This window comes from Streptomyces sp. NBC_00273 (assembly GCF_036178145.1).
Classification (GTDB): Bacteria; Actinomycetota; Actinomycetes; order Streptomycetales; family Streptomycetaceae; genus Streptomyces.
Genome location: NZ_CP108067.1, coordinates 3,076,654 through 3,097,998 on the forward strand (window position 1 = coordinate 3,076,654; position 21,345 = coordinate 3,097,998).

Below are 21,345 nucleotides of genomic sequence, written 5' to 3' on the forward strand. Positions count from 1 at the left end.
GCGACACCCTGGCGTCTCGCGTAGTCAAGAGAGGTATGCACGGGGATCACAGGACAAGAGAACAGGCGGGGGCCGAGTGAAATCAGCACAGGAGGACGAGTACCTGGAGTTCGTGACCGCGAGGGCGAAGGCCATGTACCGCTCGGCGTACGTACTCGCGGCCGGCGATACGCATCTCGCCGAGGACCTGGTCCAGGAGACCCTCGGCCGGATGTACGTGCACTGGAAGCGCGTGGCCCGTGCGGACAACCCGGTGGCCTATGCCCAGACGGTGCTGGTCCGCACCTTCCTCAGCCTGCGGCGTCGGCGAAGCACCGGCGAGCGCCCCCTCGGGAGGATGCCCGACCGTGCGGCGGCCGGGCCGGACACCGCACTGCGGCTCGCCCTGCTGGACGCGCTCGGCCAGCTTCCGCCCCGCGACCGGGCGGTGCTGCTGCTGCGCTACTGGGAGGACCGCAGCATCGAGGAGACCGCCCAGATGCTCAGGCTGAGCAGCAGTGCGGTCCGCTCCCAGGGCACCCGGGCACTGGGCAGGCTGCGTGCGCTGCTCGGCGACAGCCTGGCCGACCTGGTTCCGCACTGAGCACCGGTGCGGTCGCCCCGGACCTGCCACGAAGAATCCCTCGACGACAGAACAGGTGACACCAGCATGCCGTTCGAAGCAGACCTCGCACATGCCCTGGACCGCACGGCCGACTCCCTCGAACCCGATCTCACCGCCCTCCTGGGCGGAGCCGTCGAGCGCGGACGCAGCCGCCGGCGCCGGCGCGCCGCCGTCATCGCCGGGGTCGGCGCCTGCACCGTGGTGGCCGTGGCCGGCCTGGTGATCCCCGGCGCGCTCGCCGGGACCCGCCCGTCAGGATCCGACATCGAGACGGTGGCGCTGGCGATGCCCCGTTCCGCGATCACCGGCACCCAGATGGTCGACGCGTTGAAGCAGACGCTTCCCGGGGGCGCCTTCAGCCAGATGGACGGACAGAGCAACAACCCCTCGGATCCGTCCGGCGGATACGTCGCCAACGGTCGGCTCGTCGTCGACGACGGGCACGGAGCCGCCCTGGTCGGCGTCTCGGCCGTGCGGCTCAAACTGCCGCTCAGGGACGGCGACGGGTTGAGCTGCGCGCGTACGCCCGCCCGTGCCGAAGGCGACACCTGCACGCTGAGCGAGCTGCCGAGCAGTGCCGCGGTTCCCGGCGGAGCGGTGGTGATGTCGGAGCGGAACGCGGCCGAACACCCGGCCCGGGCCGACACCGCCCACCGCTGGACGGTGACGGTGACCCTCAAGTCGACCGGCGCCCAACTCCAGATGGTGCAGTGGAACAGCACCGGCGGCGGCAGTGGCGCGGACACCCCGAAGCCGACCCGGGCGGCTCCCCCGCTCTCCGAGCAGCAGGCGGTGGCCGCACTCACCGGTGCCGCGTGGGCGCCGATCCTCGGCGCCGTCGGCTGATCCGCCGCCGGGGATCCGCCGCCGGGCCCTACGCCGCCTGCGGGGTGAAGGGGTGGAGGGAGTCCTTGCCCGGCTCGACGATGCCGAAGGTGCTCTCCGGGACTTCGTTCCAGGCGCCGGGGAGGTCGCCGAGGGGTTCGGAGACCACCAGGCGGGTTTCGTCGGAGACCTCCTGGAGGAACTCCATGTCGGGGTGGAGCCTGCGCAGCGCGTCCACCCGGCTGCTGTAGAACAGCGTCCTGGACTCGCCCCGGCTGGAGTAGCGGAAGGCCCACAGGCGTTCGCCGTCGCTGATGGCGAGGGTCATCTGGAGCGGGTACTCCACGCCGTGCTCGCGGCCGACGCGCTCCACCACGCCCGCCATCTTGGCCACCGCGGCCGGCGGGTCCGCCTCCAGGCCGAAGGTGAGCGCCAGGTGGAACATCACCTCGGAGTCCGTCGTCCCCTCGACGTCGGGGTACAGCGCGGGGTCGACGAGCAGGGTGAGGTCCCGCCGCATCCGGTGGAACTCGGCGATGGCCCCGTTGTGCATGAACAGCCAGCGGCCGTGCCGGAAGGGGTGACAGTTCGTCTGCTGCACCGCCGTGCCGGTCGATGCCCGGATGTGGGCGAAGAACAGCGGGGAGCGGACGTGGTCCGCGATCTCCCGCAGGTTCCGGTTGTTCCAGGCGGGACCGATGTCCCTGAAGGTCGCCGGGGTGGCCGTGGCCTCCTGCGTGTACCACCCGACGCCGAATCCGTCGCCGTTCGTCGTCTCCACGCCCATCTTGGAGTGCAGGCTCTGGTCGATCAGTGAGTGGGCCGGTTTGTAGAGGATGGTTTCGAGCAGCAGGGGGGTTCCCGAATACGCGAGCCATCGGCACATGAGCCATCACCTCTGGGGTGCAACGCAGATAACCCCTCCATTGTGGCCGCGCCCCCTGCTGACCGCCACGCGGAACGGGCCCGGCCGCCGGCGGCGAGGTGGCCATCAGGCCACTCTTCGGCCCGATGGGACGCCGTCCTGGCCAGGCGCGCGCGGGCGCGGCAGAATCGGGCTTCCGTAGGACGAAGGGGGCGGCCGTGGCCGTGGGAACGAACGCCGCAGCGGAGACGGGGAAGGCGGTGCCCGGGCTCGCCGGGGTGCCGTTGCTCGGGTCGCTGTTCGACCTGAAGTCCGACTCCCTCGGTACCTATCTGCGGGCCCAGCACCAGCACGGCGACCTGGTACGGATCACGGCCGGTCCGCCCGGGATGCGCGCCGAGCTGTACTGCGTCTTCTCCCCCGCGGGCGCCCAGCAGGTGCTCGCCTCCGACGCGGCCCGTTTCCGCAAGGACAACCACTTCTACCAAGAGGTCCGGGAATCCTTCGGCAACGGGCTGCTGACCAGTCAGGACGAGGACTACCTGCGCCAACGCCGGCTCGTGCAGCCGCTGTTCACCCGGCGCCGGGTGGACGGCTACGCCGGGGCGATCGCCGCCGAGACCGCATCGGTCATCACCGCCTGGGGCGGGGCCCCGGGCGGCATCGTGGACGTCTCCGACGAGATGGCGCACCTCGCCCTGCGCGCCGTCGCCCGCATCCTCTTCGGCACCGACGTCGAAGCCACTTCCGACGTCGTGGCCGAATGCTTCCCGGTCATCACCGACTACGTGCTGCGCCGCGGCTACTCACCGGCCAACGTCCCGCGCCGATGGCCGACTCCCGGCAACCGGCGCGCGGCCGCCGCGATGGACGAGCTCTACGGGGTCTGCGACAGGATCATCGCGGAGCGCCGGCGCACCGGAACCGAGGCCGAGACGGGCGCCGGTTCCGGTTCCGGCACCGGTCTCGGAGCCGGTGCCACCGGCGAGGACCTGCTGACGCTGCTCGCCGCCGCCCGGAGTTCGCACGACGCGGAGTTCGACGCCGCCGAGCTGCGCGACCAGGTGCTGATCTTCCTGCTCGCCGGGCACGAGACGACCGCCACCTCCCTCTGTTTCGCCCTGCACCTGCTGGCCCGCCACCCCGAGCAGCAGGACCGGGCCCGCGAGGAGATCTCCCGCGTACTGGGCGACCGTACGCCCGGCGCCGCCGACCTGGAGCGGCTCCCGTACCTCACCCAGGTCCTCAAGGAGGCCATGCGGCTGTACCCGGCCGCGCCGGTCATCGGGCGCAAGGCCGTCGCCACCACCCGGATCGGCGAGCACACCGTCCCCGCGGGCGCGGACGTGATCCTGGCGCCCTGGGTGACGCACCGCCACCCCGCCTACTGGCCGGACCCGGACCGCTTCGACCCCGAGCGCTTCACGCCCGAGGCGGAGGCGGGGCGGCCGCGCTACGCCTGGTTCCCGTTCGGCGGGGGCCCGCGTGCCTGCATCGGGCAGCACTTCTCGATGCTGGAGTCGGTGATCGCGCTGGCGATGATCCTGCGGGCCTACGCCTTCGAGGCCGTGGACACCGAGATCCCGGTCGGCGCCGGGATCACCCTGCGGACGAACGGCCCGGCGCGCTGCCGGATCCGCCGCCTGGACACCCCTGCGGGTCAATACACCTAGGCGGTGTCTTGTCACGGATATACGGGATGCGGGCAGGTCAGGGCAGGCAATAGTGTCGATGCCCGTGGAACCACTCACCGAGAAACAGATCCGCTCGTCCTTCGTGAACTGTACGAAGGGCGAGGCGGCGCGCCTGCGCCTGCCGCTCGACTTCGCCGAACTGCCCTGGAAGGACCTGGACTTCCTGGGGTGGGTGGACCCGGGAGCGCCCCTGCGGGCCCATCTCGTGCTGCCCCGGGAAGACGGTGACGGTCCGCTGGGGATCTCGCTGCGCGTGCCGGCCGTCGGCCGCACCAGTGTGGTGAAGTCCAGCCTGTGCCAGATCTGCCTGACGGGGCACGCCTCCTCCGGGGTCACCCTGCTCGCCGCGCCACTGGCGGGCGCCCGCGGCCGCGAGGGCAACACGGTCGGCACGTACATCTGCGCGGACCTCGCCTGCCCCCTGTACGTACGCGGCAAGCGCCAGCCGAAGCTGCGTGCCGGGCGGTACGAGGAGTCCCTGACGATGGACGAGCGGCTCGCCCGCATGTCCGACAACCTGGACGCCTTCGCGGCCCGCGTCACCGCGGCGTAGGGAGAGGGGGCGGCACCCGAGGCCCCCGCCCCTCAGGTCCGGTCGGCCGCCGGCTTGTGGTTGCCCTGGAGGCGCGCGAGGTCCGAGGGGCGGACCTGGATGACGAAGAGTGCGATCAACGCTCCGACCAGGGTGAACAGGGCGGCCACGACGAAGGCCGCGCTGATGCCGGAGGTGAGGACCTGGTCGCCCCACGGCTTCGGGAGCTGTCCGGTGCGCTGGAAGAATGCCTTCTGCACCGGGCCGGCGGTGCTGAGGAATTCCGGTACCTGCTGCTTGGCCTCGTTGCGGCTCGCCGTGCCGTAGACGGTCACCAGGATCGACAGGCCCAGTGAGCCGCCCACCTGCTGCATCGTGTTCAGCAGTCCGGACGCCGCTCCCGACTCCCGGTCGGGGACGTTGGACAGGGCCATCAGCGTCAGCGAGACGAACTGCAGGCCCATGCCGAGGGCGAAGAGCAGCATCGGGCCCAGGATGCTGCCGAGGTACGTCGAGTCGACGTCGGTCTGGGTCAGCCAGGCGAGGCCGGCCGCCGAGGACAGCGCGCCGGTGACCATGAAGGGCTTGGGTCCGAACTTCGGCAGCAGTTTCGCGGTGATCGCCGCGCCCACCGCGATCACCGCGCTGACCGGCAGGAAGGCGAGGCCGGCCTGGATCGGGCTGAAGCCCAGCACGATCTGCACGAAGAGGGTCAGGAAGAAGAACATGCCGAAGATCGCGCAGGCGAGCATGAGCATGATGCCGTAGGTCCCGGCCCGGTTGCGGTCGGCGAACATGTGCAGCGGGGTGATCGGCTGCGGCGAGCGCCGTTCGTTGAGGATGAAGAGGGTCAGCAGGACCACGGCGGCGCCGAAGGAGCCGAGGGTGATCGGGTCGCGCCAGCCCTCCTGGGACGCCCTGATGAATCCGTAGACGAGCGAGACCATGCCCAGGGTGGACAGCAGCGCGCCCGCGAAGTCGAAGTGTCCCGGGTGGCGTTCGGATTCGTGCAGGACCTTCGTGGCCAGCACGGCGATCACGATGGCGATGGGGACGTTGACGAAGAGCACCCAGCGCCAGTCGAGCCACTCGACGAGGATGCCGCCCGCGAGGAGTCCGATCGCGCCGCCGGCGGCCGAGACGCCCGCGAACACGCCGAAGGCCCGGTTGCGGGCCGGGCCTTCGCGGAAGGTGGTGGTGATCAGCGCGAGGGAGGTCGGGGAGGCGATGGCGCCGCCGACGCCCTGGAGGGCGCGCGCGGCCATCAACTGGCCCTCGTTCTGTGCGAGTCCGCCCAGGAGCGAGGCGAGTCCGAAGAGCAGGACGCCGAAGATGAAGACCCGTTTGCGGCCGAGGATGTCGCCGGTGCGGCCGCCGAGGAGCAGGAGTCCGCCGAAGGCGAGGGTGTAGGCGTTGACGACCCAGGAAAGGCTCTCGGTCGAGAAGCCGAGGGCGGTCTGGATGTGCGGCAGCGCGATGTTCACGATCGTGATGTCGAGAACCACCATGAGTTGGCAGGAGGCGATGACGAACAGGGCGAGTCCGCTGCCGCTTCCCTGGACCTTGCCTTCGGTCCCGCTGTTGCTCGGCGATGCGTTCGGATCCACCTTTTCGACGCTAAGCCCGCACCTCTGGGGTCACCACTCGAACAGCCTAGTGATGGTGACATTTCACATGTCACACTACGATCATGGATGACTTCCTCAGGCTCTCCGCGAGCACGGCCCGCTTCACCTACGGCGCCCCGCGCGCCTTCGCCTTCGGGGACGACGGCCGACTGCTCTGGTTCCTCCGGTCGACCGGCCCCACCGACGCCTTCGACTCGCTCTGGGTGCTCGACACCACCACCGGCGCCGAGACCCGGCTCGCCGATCCCCGCGAACTGTGCCCCGAGCCCGGTCCCCTCCCCGCGGCCGAGCGCCGACTGCGCGAGCGGACCCGGCTCGTCGCCGCCGGCATCGGCTCGTACGCCCTGTCCGGCAACGGCCTGCACGCCGTCTTCGCGCTGTACGGGCGGCTCTTCGAGGTCGCCGCGGGCGGCGCCGGTACGCCCAAGGAGATCCCGGCCGCCGGACCCGCGCTGGACCCGCGGCCGAACGCCGACGGCTCGCGCACCGCGTACGTCGCCGACGACGTCCTGTACGTCGCCCCGGGCGGCCGGATCAGCCCGGACGACGGGGCCCGCTGGGGCCTCGCCGAATTCGCCGCCGCCGAGGAGCTGGGCCGCCACCGGGGCCACTGGTGGTCCCCGGACGGGGTCACCCTGCTGGCCGCCCGCGTCGACGAATCCGCCCTCCAGCGGCGTTACTTCGCCGACCCGGCGCACCCGGAGCTGCCGGCCGAGGACTTCGCCTACCCCGAGGCGGGCGGGCCCAACGCCGACGTCCAACTGTGGGTGCTCGGCGACGGCGGGACCCGGATACGGCTCGACTGGGACGCCGACGCCTACCCGTACGTATCCGACGCGGGCTGGGAGTCCGCCGACGAGATCCTGCTGACCGTCCAGGACCGGCTCCAGCAGCGCGTCCTGCTGCTCTCCGCCGACCCGGCCACCGGCCGTACCCGGGAGCTGTCCCGCACCGCGCACCCGCAGTGGGTGGACCCGCTGGTCCCCGGCACCCCGGCCCGCCTCGCCGACGGGCGGATGCTGACCTGCGCCGACACCCCGGGCGGGGCCGCCCGCGCCCTCGCGGTGGACGGCGAACTCCTCACCGGGGACGGGGTCCAGGTCCGCGCCGTGGCCGGGGTCCACGAGGGCCTGCTGCTGATCGAGGCGGGCCTGCGCGACCCGTCCGAGCAGCAGGTGCTGCTGCTGGACCCGGCCACCGGGGAGCTGACCCCGCTCGCCGACGGGCCCGGCGTGCACACCGTGTCCGCGTCCGCCGGGACCCTGCTGCTGACCTGCGCCGACGCCGACGGGGTGCGGCGCACGGTACGCACCCCCGACGGGCGGGAGTTCACCCCCGCCGACCTGTCCGAGCCGCTGCCCTACCGGGTGGAGGCGGTCTTGGAGCGGGTCACCGAGCACGGCATCCCCACCGCCCTCGTACTGCCCCGCGACCACGTCCCCGGCCGGCGGCTGCCCGTCCTGGTCGACGGCTACGGCGGCCCCGGCATGCAGGACGTCACCACCGACCAGCGCCGCCGCCAGCACCGCCAGTGGTGGGCCGACCAGGGCTTCGCGGTGGTCACCATCGACAACCGCGGGACCCCGTACGTCTCCCCCGCCTACACGCACGCCATGTACCGCGGCTTCTCCGGCGTCACCCTCGACGACCAGGTCGCGGCGCTCCACGCGCTCGCCGCGCGGCACGGCGACCTCGACCTCGGCCGGGTCGGGGTGCGCGGCTGGTCGTACGGCGGCTACCTCTCCGCCATGGCGGTGCTGCGCCGCCCGGACGTCTTCCACGCGGCGGCCGCCGGTGCCGCGCCGACCGACTTCCGGCACTACGACACGGCGTACACCGAGCGGTACCTGGGCCTCCCCCAGGACCACCCGGAGGTGTACGAGCGGGACTCCCTCATCCCCGACGCCCCGAAGCTGTCCCGCCCGCTGCTGCTGATCACGGGCCTGGCCGACGACAACGTCCACCCGTCCCACACCCTGCGCCTGTCCCGAGCGCTGACGGACGCGGGCCGCCCGCACCAGCTGCTGGCCCTCCCCGGCGTCACCCACATGACCCCGGGCGGCACCCGGGAGAAGCTGATGGCGCTGGAGCTGGAGTTCTTCCGCCGGGAACTGGCCTAGGCCGCCGATGCGGCCGTCACCGCGCTCAGCGGGTTCCGGTAGACACGCCCGGACTCCGGATCGGCGTTCGTGGCCACGACCCTGACCGGCGGGGTCCGCACCGGACGGCGGTGCCCCGGGGACGCCTTTGTCTCCGGGGCACCGCCGCTTCCCGTGGGTCCCCGTCAGTCACCAGGGAAGTGGCAGGCCACCTCGCGGGAGGCGGCGGGTCGCAGCAACGGGCGCTCGGTGCGGCAGATCTGCTGCGCCTTGGGGCAGCGCGGGTGGAAGGTGCAGCCCGGGGGTGGAGAGGCCGGGCTCGGCGGGTCGCCGAGCAGCACGATCCGCTCCCGCCGCCGCTCCGCCGCCGGGTCGGGCAGCGGTACGGCGGACAGCAGCGCCCGGGTGTACGGGTGCTGCGGGTTCTCGTACAGGGACTTCTTGTCCCCGATCTCGACGATCCGGCCGAGGTACATGACGGCGACCCGGTCGCTGACCCGTTTGACCACCGACAGGTCGTGCGCGATGAACACGTAGGCGAGACCGAGCTCCGCGCGCAGCCGTTCCATCAGGTTGACGATCTGGGCCTGGACGGAGACGTCCAGCGCGGAGACCGGCTCGTCGGCGACGATCAGCCGGGGGCTGGTGGACAGCGCGCGGGCGATGCCGATGCGCTGGGCCTGGCCGCCGGAGAACTCGTGCGGGTAGCGGTCGATGTGCTCGGGGATCAGGCCGACGAGCTCCATCAGCTCGGCGGCGCGGCGGCGGGCGTCGCCCGCGCTCCAGCCCTGCACCAGCAGCGGGTCCGAGATGATCCGGGCCACGGTCTGGCGGGGGTTGAGGGAGGAGTGCGGGTCCTGGAAGACCATCTGGATGTGCTTGCGCAGCGGGCGCATCGCCGACGGGGAGAGGCGGCTGATGTCCTTGCCCTCGAAGGCCACCCGGCCCGAGGTGGGCTCCAGCAGCCGCACCAGCATCCGGCCGGTGGTGGACTTCCCGCAGCCCGACTCGCCGACCAGGCCGAGGGTCCGGCCGGCGGCCAGGTCGAAGGACACTCCGTCGACGGCGCGCACGGGCGCCCCCCGGCGCCCGGTCACGGATCGGCGGCCGGGGAAGGTCATGGTGAGGTCCCGTACGGACAGCAGCGGTGCGGCCGGGTCGGGCCCTGCGGCGGCCCCGGCTACGGCCTGGGCTACCGCCTGAGCTGCGGCGTTCGCGGAAGGATCGGCTCCGACGGTCATCGGGACACCCCCGGGGCGGTCGAAGGGGACACGGGCGCGGAACCGCCCGGTGGGGTCGCGGCGGATCCCGCGAAATGGCACGCGGCCAGCCGCCCCCGCGCACCGTACGGGGCGGGTTCGGGCCGCTCGCCCGAGCAGCGCGCCCGCCGGTCGTCCGGGCCGGCGGCGGCCACGGGGCAGCGCGGGGCGAAGGCGCAGCCGGGGGCGGGCGCGAGCAGGGAGGGCGGGGAGCCGGGGATGAAGGGCAGGGGGACGTCGTCGGGGGTGTCGAGGCGGGGCAGCGAGTCGAGCAGGCCCCGGGTGTAGGGGTGGGCGGGGTCGGCGAACAGCTGGTCCACGGTGGCCTGTTCGGCGGCCCGGCCGCCGTACATGACGAGCACCTCGTGGGCGACGCGGGCGACGATGCCCAGGTCGTGGGTGATCATCACGACGCCGAGTCCGCGTTCCTGCTGGAGCCGGGCGATCAGTTCCAGGATCTGCGCCTGCACGGTGACGTCCAGGGCGGTGGTCGGCTCGTCGGCGATCAGCAGGTCGGGTTCGCAGGCCAGGGCCATGGCGATCATGGCGCGTTGGCGCATGCCGCCGGAGAACTGGTGCGGGTACTCCCCGGCGCGGCGGGCCGGTTCCGGGATGCCGACCTCGCCGAGCATGTCGACGGCGCGCCTGCGGGCGGCGGCCCGGCGGGCCTTGAAGTGCACGCGGTAGTGCTCGGCGATCTGCTCGCCGACCGTGTAGTAGGGGTGCAGGCTGGAGAGCGGGTCCTGGAAGATCATGGCCATCCGGCGGCCGCGGACCTTGGACAGTTCCCGTTCCGGGAGCCCGGTCAGCTCGCGCCCGGCGAGGGCGACGGATCCGCCGACCTCGACCGGGCCGCGGTGCAGGCCCATGACGGCGAGCGAGGTGACGGACTTGCCGGAGCCGGACTCGCCGACGATGCCGAGGGTGCGTCCGGCCTCGACGGTGAAGCCGATCGAGTCGACGGCCCGCACGGTCCCGCGCCCGGTGGTGAAGGTGACGCTCAGGTCGCGTACGTCGAGGAGCGGAGCGGCCGCGGCCATCAGTACCTCACTCTCGGGTCGATGACGGCGTACAGGAGGTCGACGAGGAGGTTGGCGACGACGATGAAGAAGGCGGCGAGCAGGGTGACGCCGAGGACCACGGGCTGGTCGGAGTTGACCAGGGCTCCGTAGAACAGCCGCCCGATGCCGGGGAGTCCGAAGATGGACTCGGTGATGACGGCTCCGGCGAGCAGTCCGCCGAGGTCCATGCCGAAGATGGTGAGGATCGGGGTCATGCCGGAGCGCAACCCGTGTTTGACGACGACCGTGCGTTCGGGCATGCCCTTGGCGCGGGCGGTGCGGATGTACGGCTCGGCCATCGCCTCGATCATCGAGCCGCGGCTCTGGCGGGCGTACATGGCGGCGTAGAGCAGGGCGAGTGCGATCCAGGGCAGGGTCAGGTTCGAGGCCCAGGCGAGCGGATCGTCGGTGAAGGCCTGGTAGGTGGGGTAGGGCAGGAGGCCGGCGATGCGGATGACGCCGTAGATGAGCATCACGGAGGTGAAGTACACGGGGAGGGAGGCGGCGGCCACGGCGCCGACCATCAGGGCCTTGTCGGTGGCGGTGTCCTTGCGCAGGGCGGCGGTGACCCCGGCGCCGAGGCCGAGGAGCAGCCACAGGGCGGCGGCGCCGACGGCGAGGGAGGCGGAGACCGGGAGCCGGTCCATCAGCAGGTCCCAGACGGGCAGCGAGTTCTCGTAGCTGTAGCCGAGGCAGGGGAAGTCGCAGGCGACGGCGTACTGGCCGGTGCCGAGGGTCCGGCCGGTGAAGATGCCGGTGAGGAAATCGGTGAACTGCCGCCACAGGGGCTGGTCGAGGCCCAGGTACGTGCGTACGTCGGCCAGGCGTTCGGCGCTGCAGGTCTTGCCGCAGGCGGCCGCGGCCGGGTCGGCGGGCAGGACGTAGAAGATGAGGAAGGTGACGGCGGCGATGGCGAGGAGCACGCCGGCGAGGGCGAGCAGCCGGCGGCCGAGGTAGAGGATCAACTGCGGCCGCCCCTCGGGTCGAGGATGTCGCGCAGGGCGTCGCCGAGCAGGGTGAAGGCGAGCACGGCGAGGAAGAGGAAGACGCTGGGGATGACGAAGTACATGGGGTCGGTCTCGTAGTAGGCCACGGACTCGGCGATCATCTGGCCCCAGGAGGGGGTGGGCGGGCGGACGCCGACGCCGAGGTAGCTGAGGGCGGCCTCGGTACTGATCATTCCGGGGATCAGCAGGGTGGTGTAGGCGATGACCGGGCCCGAGACGCCCGGGAGGATGTCGCGGGTCAGGATCCGCCAGGGGCCGGAGCCGCCCACGCGGGCGGCGTCGACGTACTCGCGGTGTTTGAGGGAGAGGGTCTGGCCGCGCACCACGCGGGCGACGCCCGGCCAGCCGAAGACCCCGATGACGACCGTCATCAAGGCGATCCGGTTGACGTCCTTGGCCACGGACAGCATCGCGATCATGAAGATCAGCGAGGGGAAGGACATGGTCAGGTCCATGAGCCGGGACAGGATCGTGTCGGTGCGGCCGCCGAAGTAGCCGGCGGCGATCCCGGCGGCGGTGCCGGCGACCACCACGATGGCGGTGGCGGCGAAGGCGATCAGGAGGGAGACCTGCGCGCCGTGGATCACGCGGGCGAACAGGTCGCGGCCGGTGACGGGTTCGACTCCGAGCCAGTGCTCGGGGCTGATCCCGCCGAGGGTGCCGAGCGGCTGTCCCCCGAGGTAGGGGTCGACGGCGGTCTTGTCGAACTCGTTCGGGGACCAGCCGCCGAGGGCGCCCAGCCAGGGGGCGGTCACGGCCATGAGGACGAAGAGGAGGACGACGCAGAGGCTGACGCGGACGGCGGGGCGGCGGCGGAGCTCCCGCCGGGCGAGCTGCCAGGGGCTGCTGCCGGGCGCCGTCGCGGGCCGGACCGGGGCGGCATCGGGAGCCGGAGCCGTGCCGGGAGCCGGGGCCGTGCCGGGAGCCGGGGCCGTGCCGGGGGCTGCTGCGCTGCCGGAGGCGCGGGCGGCACCTGGGAGCGGGGGGCCGTCGGGGCCGTCGGGGCCCAGGGGTGCCCGGTCGTCCGGGACCGGTGCTGTGGTGGTCATGGCTGCGGGGATCCTTCGGGCCCTCAGCCCTGGCTCTTCGAGGGGTCCTTGAGGCCGACGGTCCCGTAGTCGATGGTGCCGGTCCACACCGGGTGGCCGAAGGCGCCCGCGATGTTGGTGCCGACGAGGAGCGGCTTGCGCTCCAGCAGGAGCGGGACGTTCGGGGACTTGGCCATCAGGGCGGCGTCGAGGTCGATCCAGGCCTGGTTGGCCTCCTTGGCGTCGGCCATGGCGTTGATCTCGTCGATCCGCTTCGTGGTCGCCTCGTCGCGGAACTGGCTGTAGTTGCCCTGGTTGCCCTTCTCCTTGATGGTGCGGCCGTCGAAGACGAACGGGATCCAGGTGGAGCCGGAGGGGTAGTCGGGGCACCAGCCGGTGAGGGTCATGTCGGGGGTGGTGGAGAGGTCGCCGATGACGTCGTAGTAGGCGCCCGGGTCGACGGTGTCGATGACGACCTCGATGCCGGCGCGGGACAGGCCCTGCTGGATGGCCTCCGCCTTGCCCTTGTCTCCGGTGGAAACGGACAGGGAGACCTTCAGGGTCTCCTTGCCGGCGGCCTTGAGGAGTTCCTTGGCCTTGGCCGGATCGCCGGCCGGGGCGATCTTCAGGACGTCGGCCTGCTTGCCGCCGGAGAGGGCCGGCGGCAGGTAGGCGGTGGCGATCTCGTTGAGGGCCGGGCCGCCGCCCGCGGTGATGACGGCCTCCTTGTCGACGGCGTACTGCATGGCCTCGCGGACCTTCGGGTCGTTGAAGGGGGCGCGGGAGTTGTTCAGGTGCAGCATCTCGGTACAGCCCTGGGACTCGGCGAGCAGCCGGGCCTTGATCTCCGGCTTGGGCAGCACCTTGGGGGCGCTCTCGGGGCGCATGTCGGCGTACTGGACGGTGGAGGCGTCGGCGCCCTCGCCGGCGATGATCCGGTCGTCGATCTGGCCGCCCTTGAGGCCCATGACCACCACGAAGCGGTCCGGGTAGGCCTTGCGGACGGTGTCGGTCCCCGGGTCCCAGTGCTCGTTGCGGACCAGGACCAGCTTCTTGTCGCGGTCGTACGACTCGATCTTGTACGGGCCGGAGGAGAAGGGCCGGGCGTCGTACTGCGTGCCCTTCTCCTGGGACGGGGGCACGGGGGCGAAGGTGGGCAGGGTCGCGGTCGCGGAGAACTCGGCGACCGGGCGCTTCAGTTCGAAGACGATCGTGCGGTCGTCGGGGGTCTTGACGGAGTCCAGGTGCTGCCCCTGGAGCGGCCCCTTGTAGCCCTCGGTCCCGGCCAGGTACTGGGCGGCGTAGTCGGGGCCGCCGGTGAGGTCGGGGCTGAAGGACCGCTCGACGTTGTACTTGACGTCCTGGGCCTTGACCGGCGTGCCGTCCTCGTACTTCACGCCCTCCTTGAGGGTGAAGGTCCAGGTGCGGCCGCCGTTGGAGGGGGTGCCGAGGTCGGTGGCGAGGTCGGGGACCAGCTCGCTGCCGGCCTTGCCGGGCTCGGCCTTGAAGGTGACGAGCGTGCGGTAGAGCAGCCGGGTGCCGAAGTCCATGGTCGGCATGGTCCAGTTGCGGGCGGGGTCGAGGTGCGCGAAGTCCTGGTTGGACAGGACGGTGATGGTGCCGCCCTTGACCGGGGTCCCGCCGAGGACCTTGCCGTCGTTGGCGGCGGCTGGGTTGGCGCCGCCCGCACCGGACGAGCCCTTCTTGGTGTCGGAGCAGCCCGAGGCGCCGAGTGCGAGAGCTGCCACCAGGGCGGTGGCGAGGGCGAGTTGGGTGCGCTTGGTCATGGTCACTCCAGTGAAGGGCCGCGCTCTAGGATGTGACCGGTAACATAGTAATGTGAAATTGCACTGACAAGGGGTTGGTGCCGCCGTTATCCAGCCGTGTCCAAAGCGCCGGCCGGCGCGTCGGCACGACAGCCGGCCCGGCGGGCGGGAACATGCCGGGTGTGATCACGCAGGCCAAGGCCACGCAGCGGAGCAGGAGTTCACGGCTCGAGCCGGGACGACGGGAACCGGGGCGACGGGACTTCCTCACCGCGATGGGGGCCGTGGCGGCGACCTTCGCGCTCGGGGTCCCCGCACGGGCCACCGCCGACGCCCGGGACGCCGCCACCGCCGCCGAGTACGTCGACGTCCAGCTCCTCGACATCACCGACCTGCACGGCTATCTGCAGGGCGCACCCGGCAGCAACTCCGTCATCGTCGGCAACGGCGGCCGCAGCTACACCGTCGGCGGCGTCGCGTACATGGCCGCGCACCTCGAACGGCTCCGCGCGGGGCACCCCAACTCCCTGTTCTTCACCCCCGGAGACGCCTTCTCCGGCTGGGAGTTCGACGCCGCCGCCTTCGCGGACGAGCCGACGATCGAGGCCCTCAACCGGATGGGGCTCGACTTCGCGACGGCCGGCAACCACGAGTTCGACAAATCACCCGCCATGCTCCAGCGCCACATGGAGCAGGGCGTGCCGTTCCCGGTCGAGGGCCGCGACACCTCCTTCACCGACTCCTCCGGCCTGCGCTTCCACGGCGCCGACTTCCGCTACTACAGCGCCAACCTCGTCCGGGGCCAGGACGGGACGACGGTCCTGCCCGCCTACAACATCGAGCGGGTCCCCACCGCCGACGGCCGGGAGCTGCCCATCGGGTTCATCCACCTCACCGCCGTGGGCAGCGAACGCTTCCCCGGCTCCTACCAGCCGGGCCTCGCCACCCTCGACGCGGTCGCCACCGCCGACCGCTACGCGGCACTGCTCAAGAGCCAGGGCGTGAACGCGATCGTGCTCAGCCTGCACGACGGGGCGGTGGCGGGCGCCGACTTCAACAGCGGCGTCGACCCCTCGGGGCCGGCACTCGACCTCGCGCTGCAGGTCTCCCCGGACATCGACGCGATCGTCACCGGGCACTGGCACACCCGGTTCAACATGATGGTCCCCGACCCGAACGGCGTCCCCCGCCCGTTCGTCGAGGCGGGCTGCTACGGCCAGGTCATCAACGAGATCAACCTGCGGCTCGACCCGCTCACCGGCCGGGTGATCCGGGAACTGACCGTGTCCACCAACCACCCCAACACCCGCGACATCGCCCCGCATCCGGAACTGCAGGAGGTCGTCACCTACTGGGCGGGACAGGCCGCCGCACGCGACCGGACCCGGATCGGGCAGCAGAGCGGCTCGTTCCTGCGCACCCGGAACACGGCGGGCGAGAGCACGATGGGCAACCTGGCCGCCGACTGGGCGCTGTGGGCGGGCAGCAGGCCCACCGATCCCGAGAACGACGCCAACATCCACCCCAACGTCCCGGCCCAGCTCGCCGTGATCGCCGCGGCGCCCCGCGTCGGCCAGGCGGTCATCGCCGGGGACCTCGTCCTCGACGCGGCGTCGGGCGGCGCCGTCACCTTCGGCAGCGCCTGGCGGGCCATCGGGTTCGGCGATCCGATCGTCAGCGCGTGGGTGACCGGGCAGCGGATCCACGACGCGCTGGAGGAGCAGTGGACGACGACGGAGAGCGGCGAACTGCGCTTCGCTCCCCTCGCCGTCTCCCGGAACGTGCGTTACAGCTTCGACGCGCGGGGTCCGGTCGGGGACCGGGTGGATCCCGCGGAGGTCTTCATCGACGGCGTCCCGCTGGACCTCGGCCGCAGCTACCGGCTCGCGGCCCCCTCGTACACGCTCCTCGCGAACGACGGCTATCCGGCCCTCTCCGAGTTCCAGGAGCCCTACCGGCACCAGCGGGACTTCGAGAGCTTCGTGGCGTACGTACGGGAGACGGCGGTGTTGGCCCCGCAGCCCAGGGGGCGGGTCACAGCGGCCAACGCGGGCGCCGCGGCGGCCGACGTGGGCGCCGTGGTGGACCCGCCGGTACTGCTCCTGCCCGACGGCACCCCGGTACCACGGCCGGAGGCGGCGATCATCTCGGCGGACCGGCCGCTGTCGGCCCGTGACAGCGGCCGCCCGCCCTGCTGACCCTGCGCCGGCTGCCGGCCGCCGGGAGGCTACTGGAGGCCGGAGCCCAGGCCTCCGGGGACGCGGCCGACCGGTTCGTCACGGCCCTGGGCCCACAGGGAGCGGACGTGGCCGAGGTGGCGGAGCATGCACTCCTGCGCCGCCTCGGCGTCGCCGCTCAGCATCAGGTCGAGCAGCTCGATGTGCTCCTCCGCCGAGGAGACCAGCTTGCCGGCCTCGTCCAGGCCGGTCAGGCCGTAGAGCCGGGACCGCTTGCGCAGGTCGCCGACCGTCTCCACCAGCCGGTCGTTGCCCGCGAGGGCCAGCAGGGAGAGGTGGAAGCGGCGGTCGGCCTCCAGGTAGCCGATGAGGTTGTGCTCGCGCGCACTGGTGACGATCTCCTCGGCGACGGGACGCAACGCCTCCAGCTGCTCGGCCGTGGCGATCTTCGTGATCCGGCCGATGGTCGGCACCTCGATCATCGTGCGCAGTTCGGTGAACTGGTCCAGGTCGCGCTCGCTGACCTCGGTGATCCGGAAGCCCTTGTTGCGGACCGGCTCGACCAGTCCTTCCCGGGCCAGGTCGAGCATGGCCTCGCGGACGGGGGTGGCCGAGACGCCGAGTTCGGCCGCGAGGCCCGGTGCGGAGTAGACGCTGCCGGGGCGCAGCTCACCCGCTATCAGCGCGGCCCGCAGTGCGTGGCCGACCTGGTCGCGGAGGCGCTCCTGGGCCTTGATGAGACTGTGCTGCTTCAGGTCACCCATTGCTTTTCCTCCGAGACCCCCGACACCACCGACGAGGAGGGCAACAGCGTACAATGTCACGTTGCGCTGCTCACACTCCGGCGGCCTCGAACAGCGCGACCGCCACGGCGAGATCTTCCCAGGCCATGCCCACGCTCTTGAAGAGCCGTGGACAACTCCGCGGCCCGCCCGCCGGCATCCGGCCGCCCACCAGGTCGGCGAGGGTGCCGGTGATGTGACCGGGCCCGATGGCCCCCTCGGCCTCCGGGACCAGGAGGTCCCCCGCCTCGCGCAGGGCCGCCGCCCGGGACTCCACGTACACCGCCGCGCGTCGCACGAGGGCGGTGTCGGTCTCCCGGGCCGTCGGCTCGTGCGAGCCGACGGCGACGACGGTGGCCTCCGGCCCGACGAGGTGCCCGTCGAAGAGCGGTTCCCGGGCCGTGGTGCAGCAGATCACCAGGTCGGCGTCGGCCACCGCCTTCGGGGTGCCGGTCCGGGCGGCCGGGCCCAGGGTACGGGCGTACGCGGCGAGCCGCTCCGCGCCCCCCGGGTCGCGGGCGACCACCACCACCTCGGCCAACTCCCGCACGGCCAGGGCCGCTTCCAGATGCCCGTAGGCCTGCGGACCCGACCCGAAGAGCACCAGGCGCAGCGGCCGCCCGGCGGGTGCCAGGTGGCGCAGCGCGAGGGCGGAGACCGCCGGGGTGCGCAGGGTGGTCAGCGCCGCGCCGTCCATCAGGGCCAGCGGGCGCAGGGTGGGCCCGTCCAGGAGGAGGTAGGAGCCCGTGATCCGGGGCAGCCCGCGGGCCGGGTTCCCGGGCGCGACCCCGGCGATCTTCACCCCCGCGTACGAGCCGGACGCGGCCGGCATCAGCAGCAGTTCACCCCCGCCGGGCACCTCGATCGCGGAACGCGGCGGGCAGCTCTCCGGGTCGAGGCCGCCGAGCAGGGCGGCGGCCAGGGCGTCGGCGGCCGCCGCCGGGGTGAGCAGGGCGGCCATCGGCCCGGCGGCGAACTGGGGGACGCCCGTCACAGGAGGAATCCGGTGCCGAGCGCGTCGTGCGGGTCCGCCACGAAGGCGTGTTCGCCGGTGCGGTGGGCGGTGCCGGTGACCTCGGTGACCCCGCCGTCCAGCATCCGGCCGGTGAACACCGTGCCCGTGACCGACTCGTGCAGCAGGTCCTCGCCCGGGCCGAGCCGCCCGTCCTCGGCGAGCAGCGCGAGCCGCGCCGAGGTGCCGGAGCCGCAGGGCGAGCGGTCGATCTGCCCGTCGGCGAAGACGGTGACGTTGCGCTGGTGCGGCCCGAACGGGGTGTCGGGCAGCTCCTCGTGGAGGATCACCCCGTAGACCCCGGAGAGCAGCGGGCCGTCCGGGTGCCAGGTGGCGGGGTGGGTGGCCAGCGCCGCCCGGATCTCCTGGCCGGCCCGCACCAGGGCGGGCAGCGCCGCCCGGGAGACGTCCAGACCGAGGTCGCGCGCGCGGACGGCGGCGTAACAGGCCCCGGCGTGCGCGATGTCCACCTCGGCCAGCCCGAACGAGGTGGCGACGGGGACCTTGCGGGCGCCGACCCGGGCCGGGACGTTGCGGAAGGTGACCCCGGTGGTGCGGCCCCCGCCGCGGTGGACGGTGGCGGTGACCCGCCCGGACGGTACGTCGATGCGCACCGGGGCGTCCCCGTCGTCCGGGGCCGCGACCCGGCCGGTGTCCACGGCCCAGACCCCGAGGGCCATGGTGCCGTGGCCGCAGGCGGTGGAGTAGCCGTCCTTGTGCCAGAACAGCACACCGAAGTGGGCGCCGTCGTCGTCGGCCGGGACCACGAACCCCCCGTACATCCCGGCGTGCCCGCGCGGCTCCTGCACGAGCAGGCGCCGTACGTCGTCCAGCGCGCCCCGGCGCGGGGCGGTCCCCGAGCCTCCCGGGCCGATGACGGTGGCGCAGCGCTCGGCGACGGTGTCCCCGGGGACCGGCGGCATCCCGTCCAGGGCGCAGTCGGCGATCCGGAAGGGCTCGCCGGCGGTGTGGTAGTCCACCGTGCGGACGGTGATCACAGGAGGAAGCCTCCGGGGAAGGGGTCGGTCGGGTCGAGGAAGTACTGGGCGGTGCCGGTGATCCAGGCCCGGCCGGTGACGGTGGGGACCACGGCAGGGAGGCCGCCGACGGTGGTCTCCCCGACCAGCCGGCCGGTGAACTCGGTGCCGATGAAGGACTCGTTGACGAAGTCCGCGCCGAGCTCCAGCAGGCCCCGGGCGTGCAGCTGGGCCATCCGCGCACTGGTGCCCGTACCGCAGGGCGAGCGGTCGAACCAGCCGGGGTGGATGGCCATGGCGTGCCGGGAGCGGTGGGCGTCGGAGCCGGGGGCGGCGAGGTAGACGTGCTTGACCCCGGCGATGGAGGGGTTCTCGGGGTGGACGGGCCGGTCGGGGCCGGCGTTGATCGCGTCCATCACCGCGAGCCCGGCGGCGAGCAGGTCGTCCCCCCGGGCGCGGTCGAAGGGCAGGCCGAGCGCGTCGAGTTCGACGAAGGCGTAGAAGTTGCCGCCGTAGGCCAGGTCGTAGGTGAGCGTGCCGAAGCCGGGGACCTCGGTCTTGAGGTCGAGGCCGACGCTGAAGGAGGGCACGTTGGTGAGGGTGACGGCGGTCGCCGCCCCGTCCTCGACCCGGACGTCGACGCTCACCAGCCCGGCCGGGGTGTCGAGCCGGACGGTGGTGACCGGCTCGACGACCGGCACCATGCCGGTCTCGACGAGGACGGTGGCGACCCCGATGGTGCCGTGCCCGCACATGGGGAGCAGGCCCGACACCTCGATGTAGAGGACGCCGTAGTCGGCGTCCGGGCGGGTCGGGGGCTGCAGGATCGCGCCGCTCATCGCGGAGTGCCCGCGCGGCTCGTACATGAGCAGGGTCCGGACGTGGTCCATGTGCTCGATGAAGTGGAGCCGCTTCTCGGCCATGGTGGCGCCGGGGACCACCCCGACTCCCCCGGTGATGACCCGGGTCGGCATGCCCTCGGTGTGCGAGTCCACCGCGTGGTAGACGTGGCGCGTGCGCATGTGCGGTTCCCCCGGATGACTAGTTGAGGCCCTCGGCGAGGGCCTTCTCGGTGGCGGCGCGGACGGCGGCCTCGGTCTCGCCCGTGAGCGGGAAGCGCGGCGGGCGGGTGGCGCCGCCGGGGCGTCCGGCCAGGTCCATGGAGAGCTTGATGGCCTGGACGAACTCGGTCTTGGAGTCCCAGCGCAGCAACGAGTGCAGGGACTTGTAGAGCGGCAGGGCGGTCTCCAGGTCCCCGGCGACGGCGGCCCGGTAGAGCTGGGCGCAGGAGCGCGGCAGGGCGTTGGGGTAGCCGGCGATCCAGCCGACGGCGCCCGCGAGGGCGAGTTCGAGCAGGACGTCGTCGGCGCCGATGAGCAGGTCGAGGCCGGGGGCGAGCTCGGCGATCTCGTAGGCGCGGCGCACGTCGCCGCTGAACTCCTTGACGGCGACGATGGAGCCGTCGGCGTGCAGCCGGGCGAGCAGGTCCGGGGTCAGGTCCACCTTGGTGTCGATCGGGTTGTTGTACGCGACGACGGGCAGCCCGGCGCGGGCGACCTCGGCGTAGTGGGCGCGTACGGCGTCCTCGTCGGCCCGGAAGGCGTTGGGGGGCAGCAGGAGGACGGAGCCGGCGCCGGCCTCGGCGGCCTGGTCGGCCCAGCGGCGGGCCTCGGCGCTGCCGTAGGCGGCGACGCCGGGCATCACGCGGGCGCCGTCGCCCGCCGCCTCGACGGCGGTGCGCACGACGGCCGCCCGCTCCTCGTCGGTGAGGGTCTGGTACTCCCCGAGGGAGCCGTTGGGGACCACGCCGTCACAGCCGTTGGCGATCAGCCAGGCCACGTGTTCGGCGTATGCGTCGTGGTCGACGGTGAGGTCCTCGCGCAGCGGGAGCGCGGTGGCGACCATGATTCCGTGCCAGGGGCGGGTGCGGGGCGCGGGGGTGTGCGCGTGGGTCATGTGAGAGCTCCCTAGTGTGGTGTGTGACATTTTACTAGCGGGTGCGGCACGGCCACAAGGGCCCCGGCGCCCC

The 21,345-nt window shown here is 72.7% G+C and carries 18 protein-coding genes; 6 read left to right on the plus strand and 12 right to left on the minus strand.

Annotation, left to right across the window (positions count from 1 at the left end; genetic code table 11):
- Window positions 1-76: 76 nt before the first annotated feature.
- Together OG386_RS12880 and OG386_RS12885 are read left to right on the plus strand one after the other, a co-directional pair.
- Entirely contained in the window at window positions 77-583 is a 507-nt protein-coding gene (locus OG386_RS12880; RefSeq protein WP_328788285.1) for a SigE family RNA polymerase sigma factor, read from the plus strand.
- Between the two features lie 66 nt (window positions 584-649).
- Window positions 650-1,450, plus strand: coding sequence for a hypothetical protein (locus OG386_RS12885; RefSeq protein ID WP_328788286.1), 801 nt, complete (start codon window positions 650-652; stop codon window positions 1,448-1,450).
- 28 nt (window positions 1,451-1,478) lie between these two features.
- Here OG386_RS12885 and OG386_RS12890 read toward each other — a convergent pair whose 3' ends face one another.
- On the minus strand, window positions 1,479-2,315 hold the full coding sequence (locus OG386_RS12890; RefSeq protein ID WP_328788287.1) for a class II glutamine amidotransferase: 837 nt from the start codon (window positions 2,313-2,315) through the stop codon (window positions 1,479-1,481).
- Window positions 2,316-2,512: 197 nt separating this feature from the next.
- On the opposite strand from OG386_RS12890, the gene OG386_RS12895 reads away from it, so the two are divergent.
- Together OG386_RS12895 and OG386_RS12900 are read left to right on the plus strand one after the other, a co-directional pair.
- Entirely contained in the window at window positions 2,513-3,967 is a 1,455-nt protein-coding gene (locus OG386_RS12895; RefSeq protein WP_328788288.1) for a cytochrome P450, read from the plus strand.
- A gap of 64 nt (window positions 3,968-4,031) precedes the next feature.
- On the plus strand, window positions 4,032-4,541 hold the full coding sequence (locus OG386_RS12900; protein ID WP_328788290.1) for an FBP domain-containing protein: 510 nt from the start codon (window positions 4,032-4,034) through the stop codon (window positions 4,539-4,541).
- 32 nt (window positions 4,542-4,573) lie between these two features.
- Here OG386_RS12900 and OG386_RS12905 read toward each other — a convergent pair whose 3' ends face one another.
- Entirely contained in the window at window positions 4,574-6,127 is a 1,554-nt protein-coding gene (locus tag OG386_RS12905; RefSeq protein WP_328788291.1) for an MFS transporter, read from the minus strand.
- 83 nt (window positions 6,128-6,210) lie between these two features.
- Between OG386_RS12905 and OG386_RS12910 the strand changes: the two genes are divergently transcribed.
- Entirely contained in the window at window positions 6,211-8,268 is a 2,058-nt protein-coding gene (locus tag OG386_RS12910; protein ID WP_328788292.1) for a S9 family peptidase, read from the plus strand.
- Window positions 8,269-8,432: 164 nt separating this feature from the next.
- Here OG386_RS12910 and OG386_RS12915 read toward each other — a convergent pair whose 3' ends face one another.
- The 5 genes from OG386_RS12915 to OG386_RS12935 all read right to left on the minus strand — a co-directional run bounded on the left by OG386_RS12915 (window position 8,433) and on the right by OG386_RS12935 (window position 14,389).
- Window positions 8,433-9,368, minus strand: coding sequence for an ABC transporter ATP-binding protein (locus OG386_RS12915; protein WP_328793235.1), 936 nt, complete (start codon window positions 9,366-9,368; stop codon window positions 8,433-8,435).
- A gap of 116 nt (window positions 9,369-9,484) precedes the next feature.
- Window positions 9,485-10,546, minus strand: a complete 1,062-nt coding sequence (locus OG386_RS12920) for an ABC transporter ATP-binding protein (protein ID WP_328788293.1) — start codon at window positions 10,544-10,546, stop codon at window positions 9,485-9,487.
- Window positions 10,546-11,532: an ABC transporter permease gene (locus OG386_RS12925; protein WP_327382737.1), complete on the minus strand. Its 987-nt coding sequence runs from the start codon at window positions 11,530-11,532 to the stop codon at window positions 10,546-10,548. Before OG386_RS12925 ends, OG386_RS12920 begins: the two co-directional genes overlap by 1 nt.
- Complete coding sequence (locus OG386_RS12930) at window positions 11,529-12,623, minus strand: ABC transporter permease (RefSeq protein ID WP_328788294.1); 1,095 nt, start codon at window positions 12,621-12,623, stop codon at window positions 11,529-11,531. Before OG386_RS12930 ends, OG386_RS12925 begins: the two co-directional genes overlap by 4 nt.
- Before the next feature lie 23 nt (window positions 12,624-12,646).
- Window positions 12,647-14,389 carry an ABC transporter substrate-binding protein gene (locus OG386_RS12935; protein ID WP_328788295.1) on the minus strand — a complete coding sequence of 581 codons (1,743 nt, stop codon included), beginning with the start codon at window positions 14,387-14,389 and terminating at the stop codon, window positions 12,647-12,649.
- Between the two features lie 254 nt (window positions 14,390-14,643).
- Between OG386_RS12935 and OG386_RS12940 the strand changes: the two genes are divergently transcribed.
- Window positions 14,644-16,566 (plus strand): bifunctional metallophosphatase/5'-nucleotidase, encoded by a 1,923-nt coding sequence (locus OG386_RS12940; protein WP_328793236.1) that lies wholly within the window; start codon window positions 14,644-14,646, stop codon window positions 16,564-16,566.
- A gap of 29 nt (window positions 16,567-16,595) precedes the next feature.
- Here the strand turns inward: OG386_RS12940 and OG386_RS12945 are convergent, their stop codons facing one another.
- The 5 genes from OG386_RS12945 to OG386_RS12965 form a co-directional block, all read right to left on the minus strand.
- Window positions 16,596-17,309, minus strand: coding sequence for a GntR family transcriptional regulator (locus OG386_RS12945; protein WP_030719658.1), 714 nt, complete (start codon window positions 17,307-17,309; stop codon window positions 16,596-16,598).
- 70 nt (window positions 17,310-17,379) lie between these two features.
- Window positions 17,380-18,288, minus strand: coding sequence for an ornithine cyclodeaminase family protein (locus OG386_RS12950; RefSeq protein WP_328793237.1), 909 nt, complete (start codon window positions 18,286-18,288; stop codon window positions 17,380-17,382).
- 29 nt (window positions 18,289-18,317) lie between these two features.
- On the minus strand, window positions 18,318-19,337 hold the full coding sequence (locus OG386_RS12955) for a proline racemase family protein (protein WP_328788296.1): 1,020 nt from the start codon (window positions 19,335-19,337) through the stop codon (window positions 18,318-18,320).
- Window positions 19,334-20,338, minus strand: a complete 1,005-nt coding sequence (locus OG386_RS12960) for a proline racemase family protein (RefSeq protein WP_328788297.1) — start codon at window positions 20,336-20,338, stop codon at window positions 19,334-19,336. The genes OG386_RS12955 and OG386_RS12960 overlap by 4 nt, the downstream gene beginning before the upstream one ends.
- Before the next feature lie 19 nt (window positions 20,339-20,357).
- Window positions 20,358-21,272 (minus strand): dihydrodipicolinate synthase family protein, encoded by a 915-nt coding sequence (locus OG386_RS12965; protein WP_328788298.1) that lies wholly within the window; start codon window positions 21,270-21,272, stop codon window positions 20,358-20,360.
- Between the last annotated feature and the right edge of the window lie 73 nt (window positions 21,273-21,345).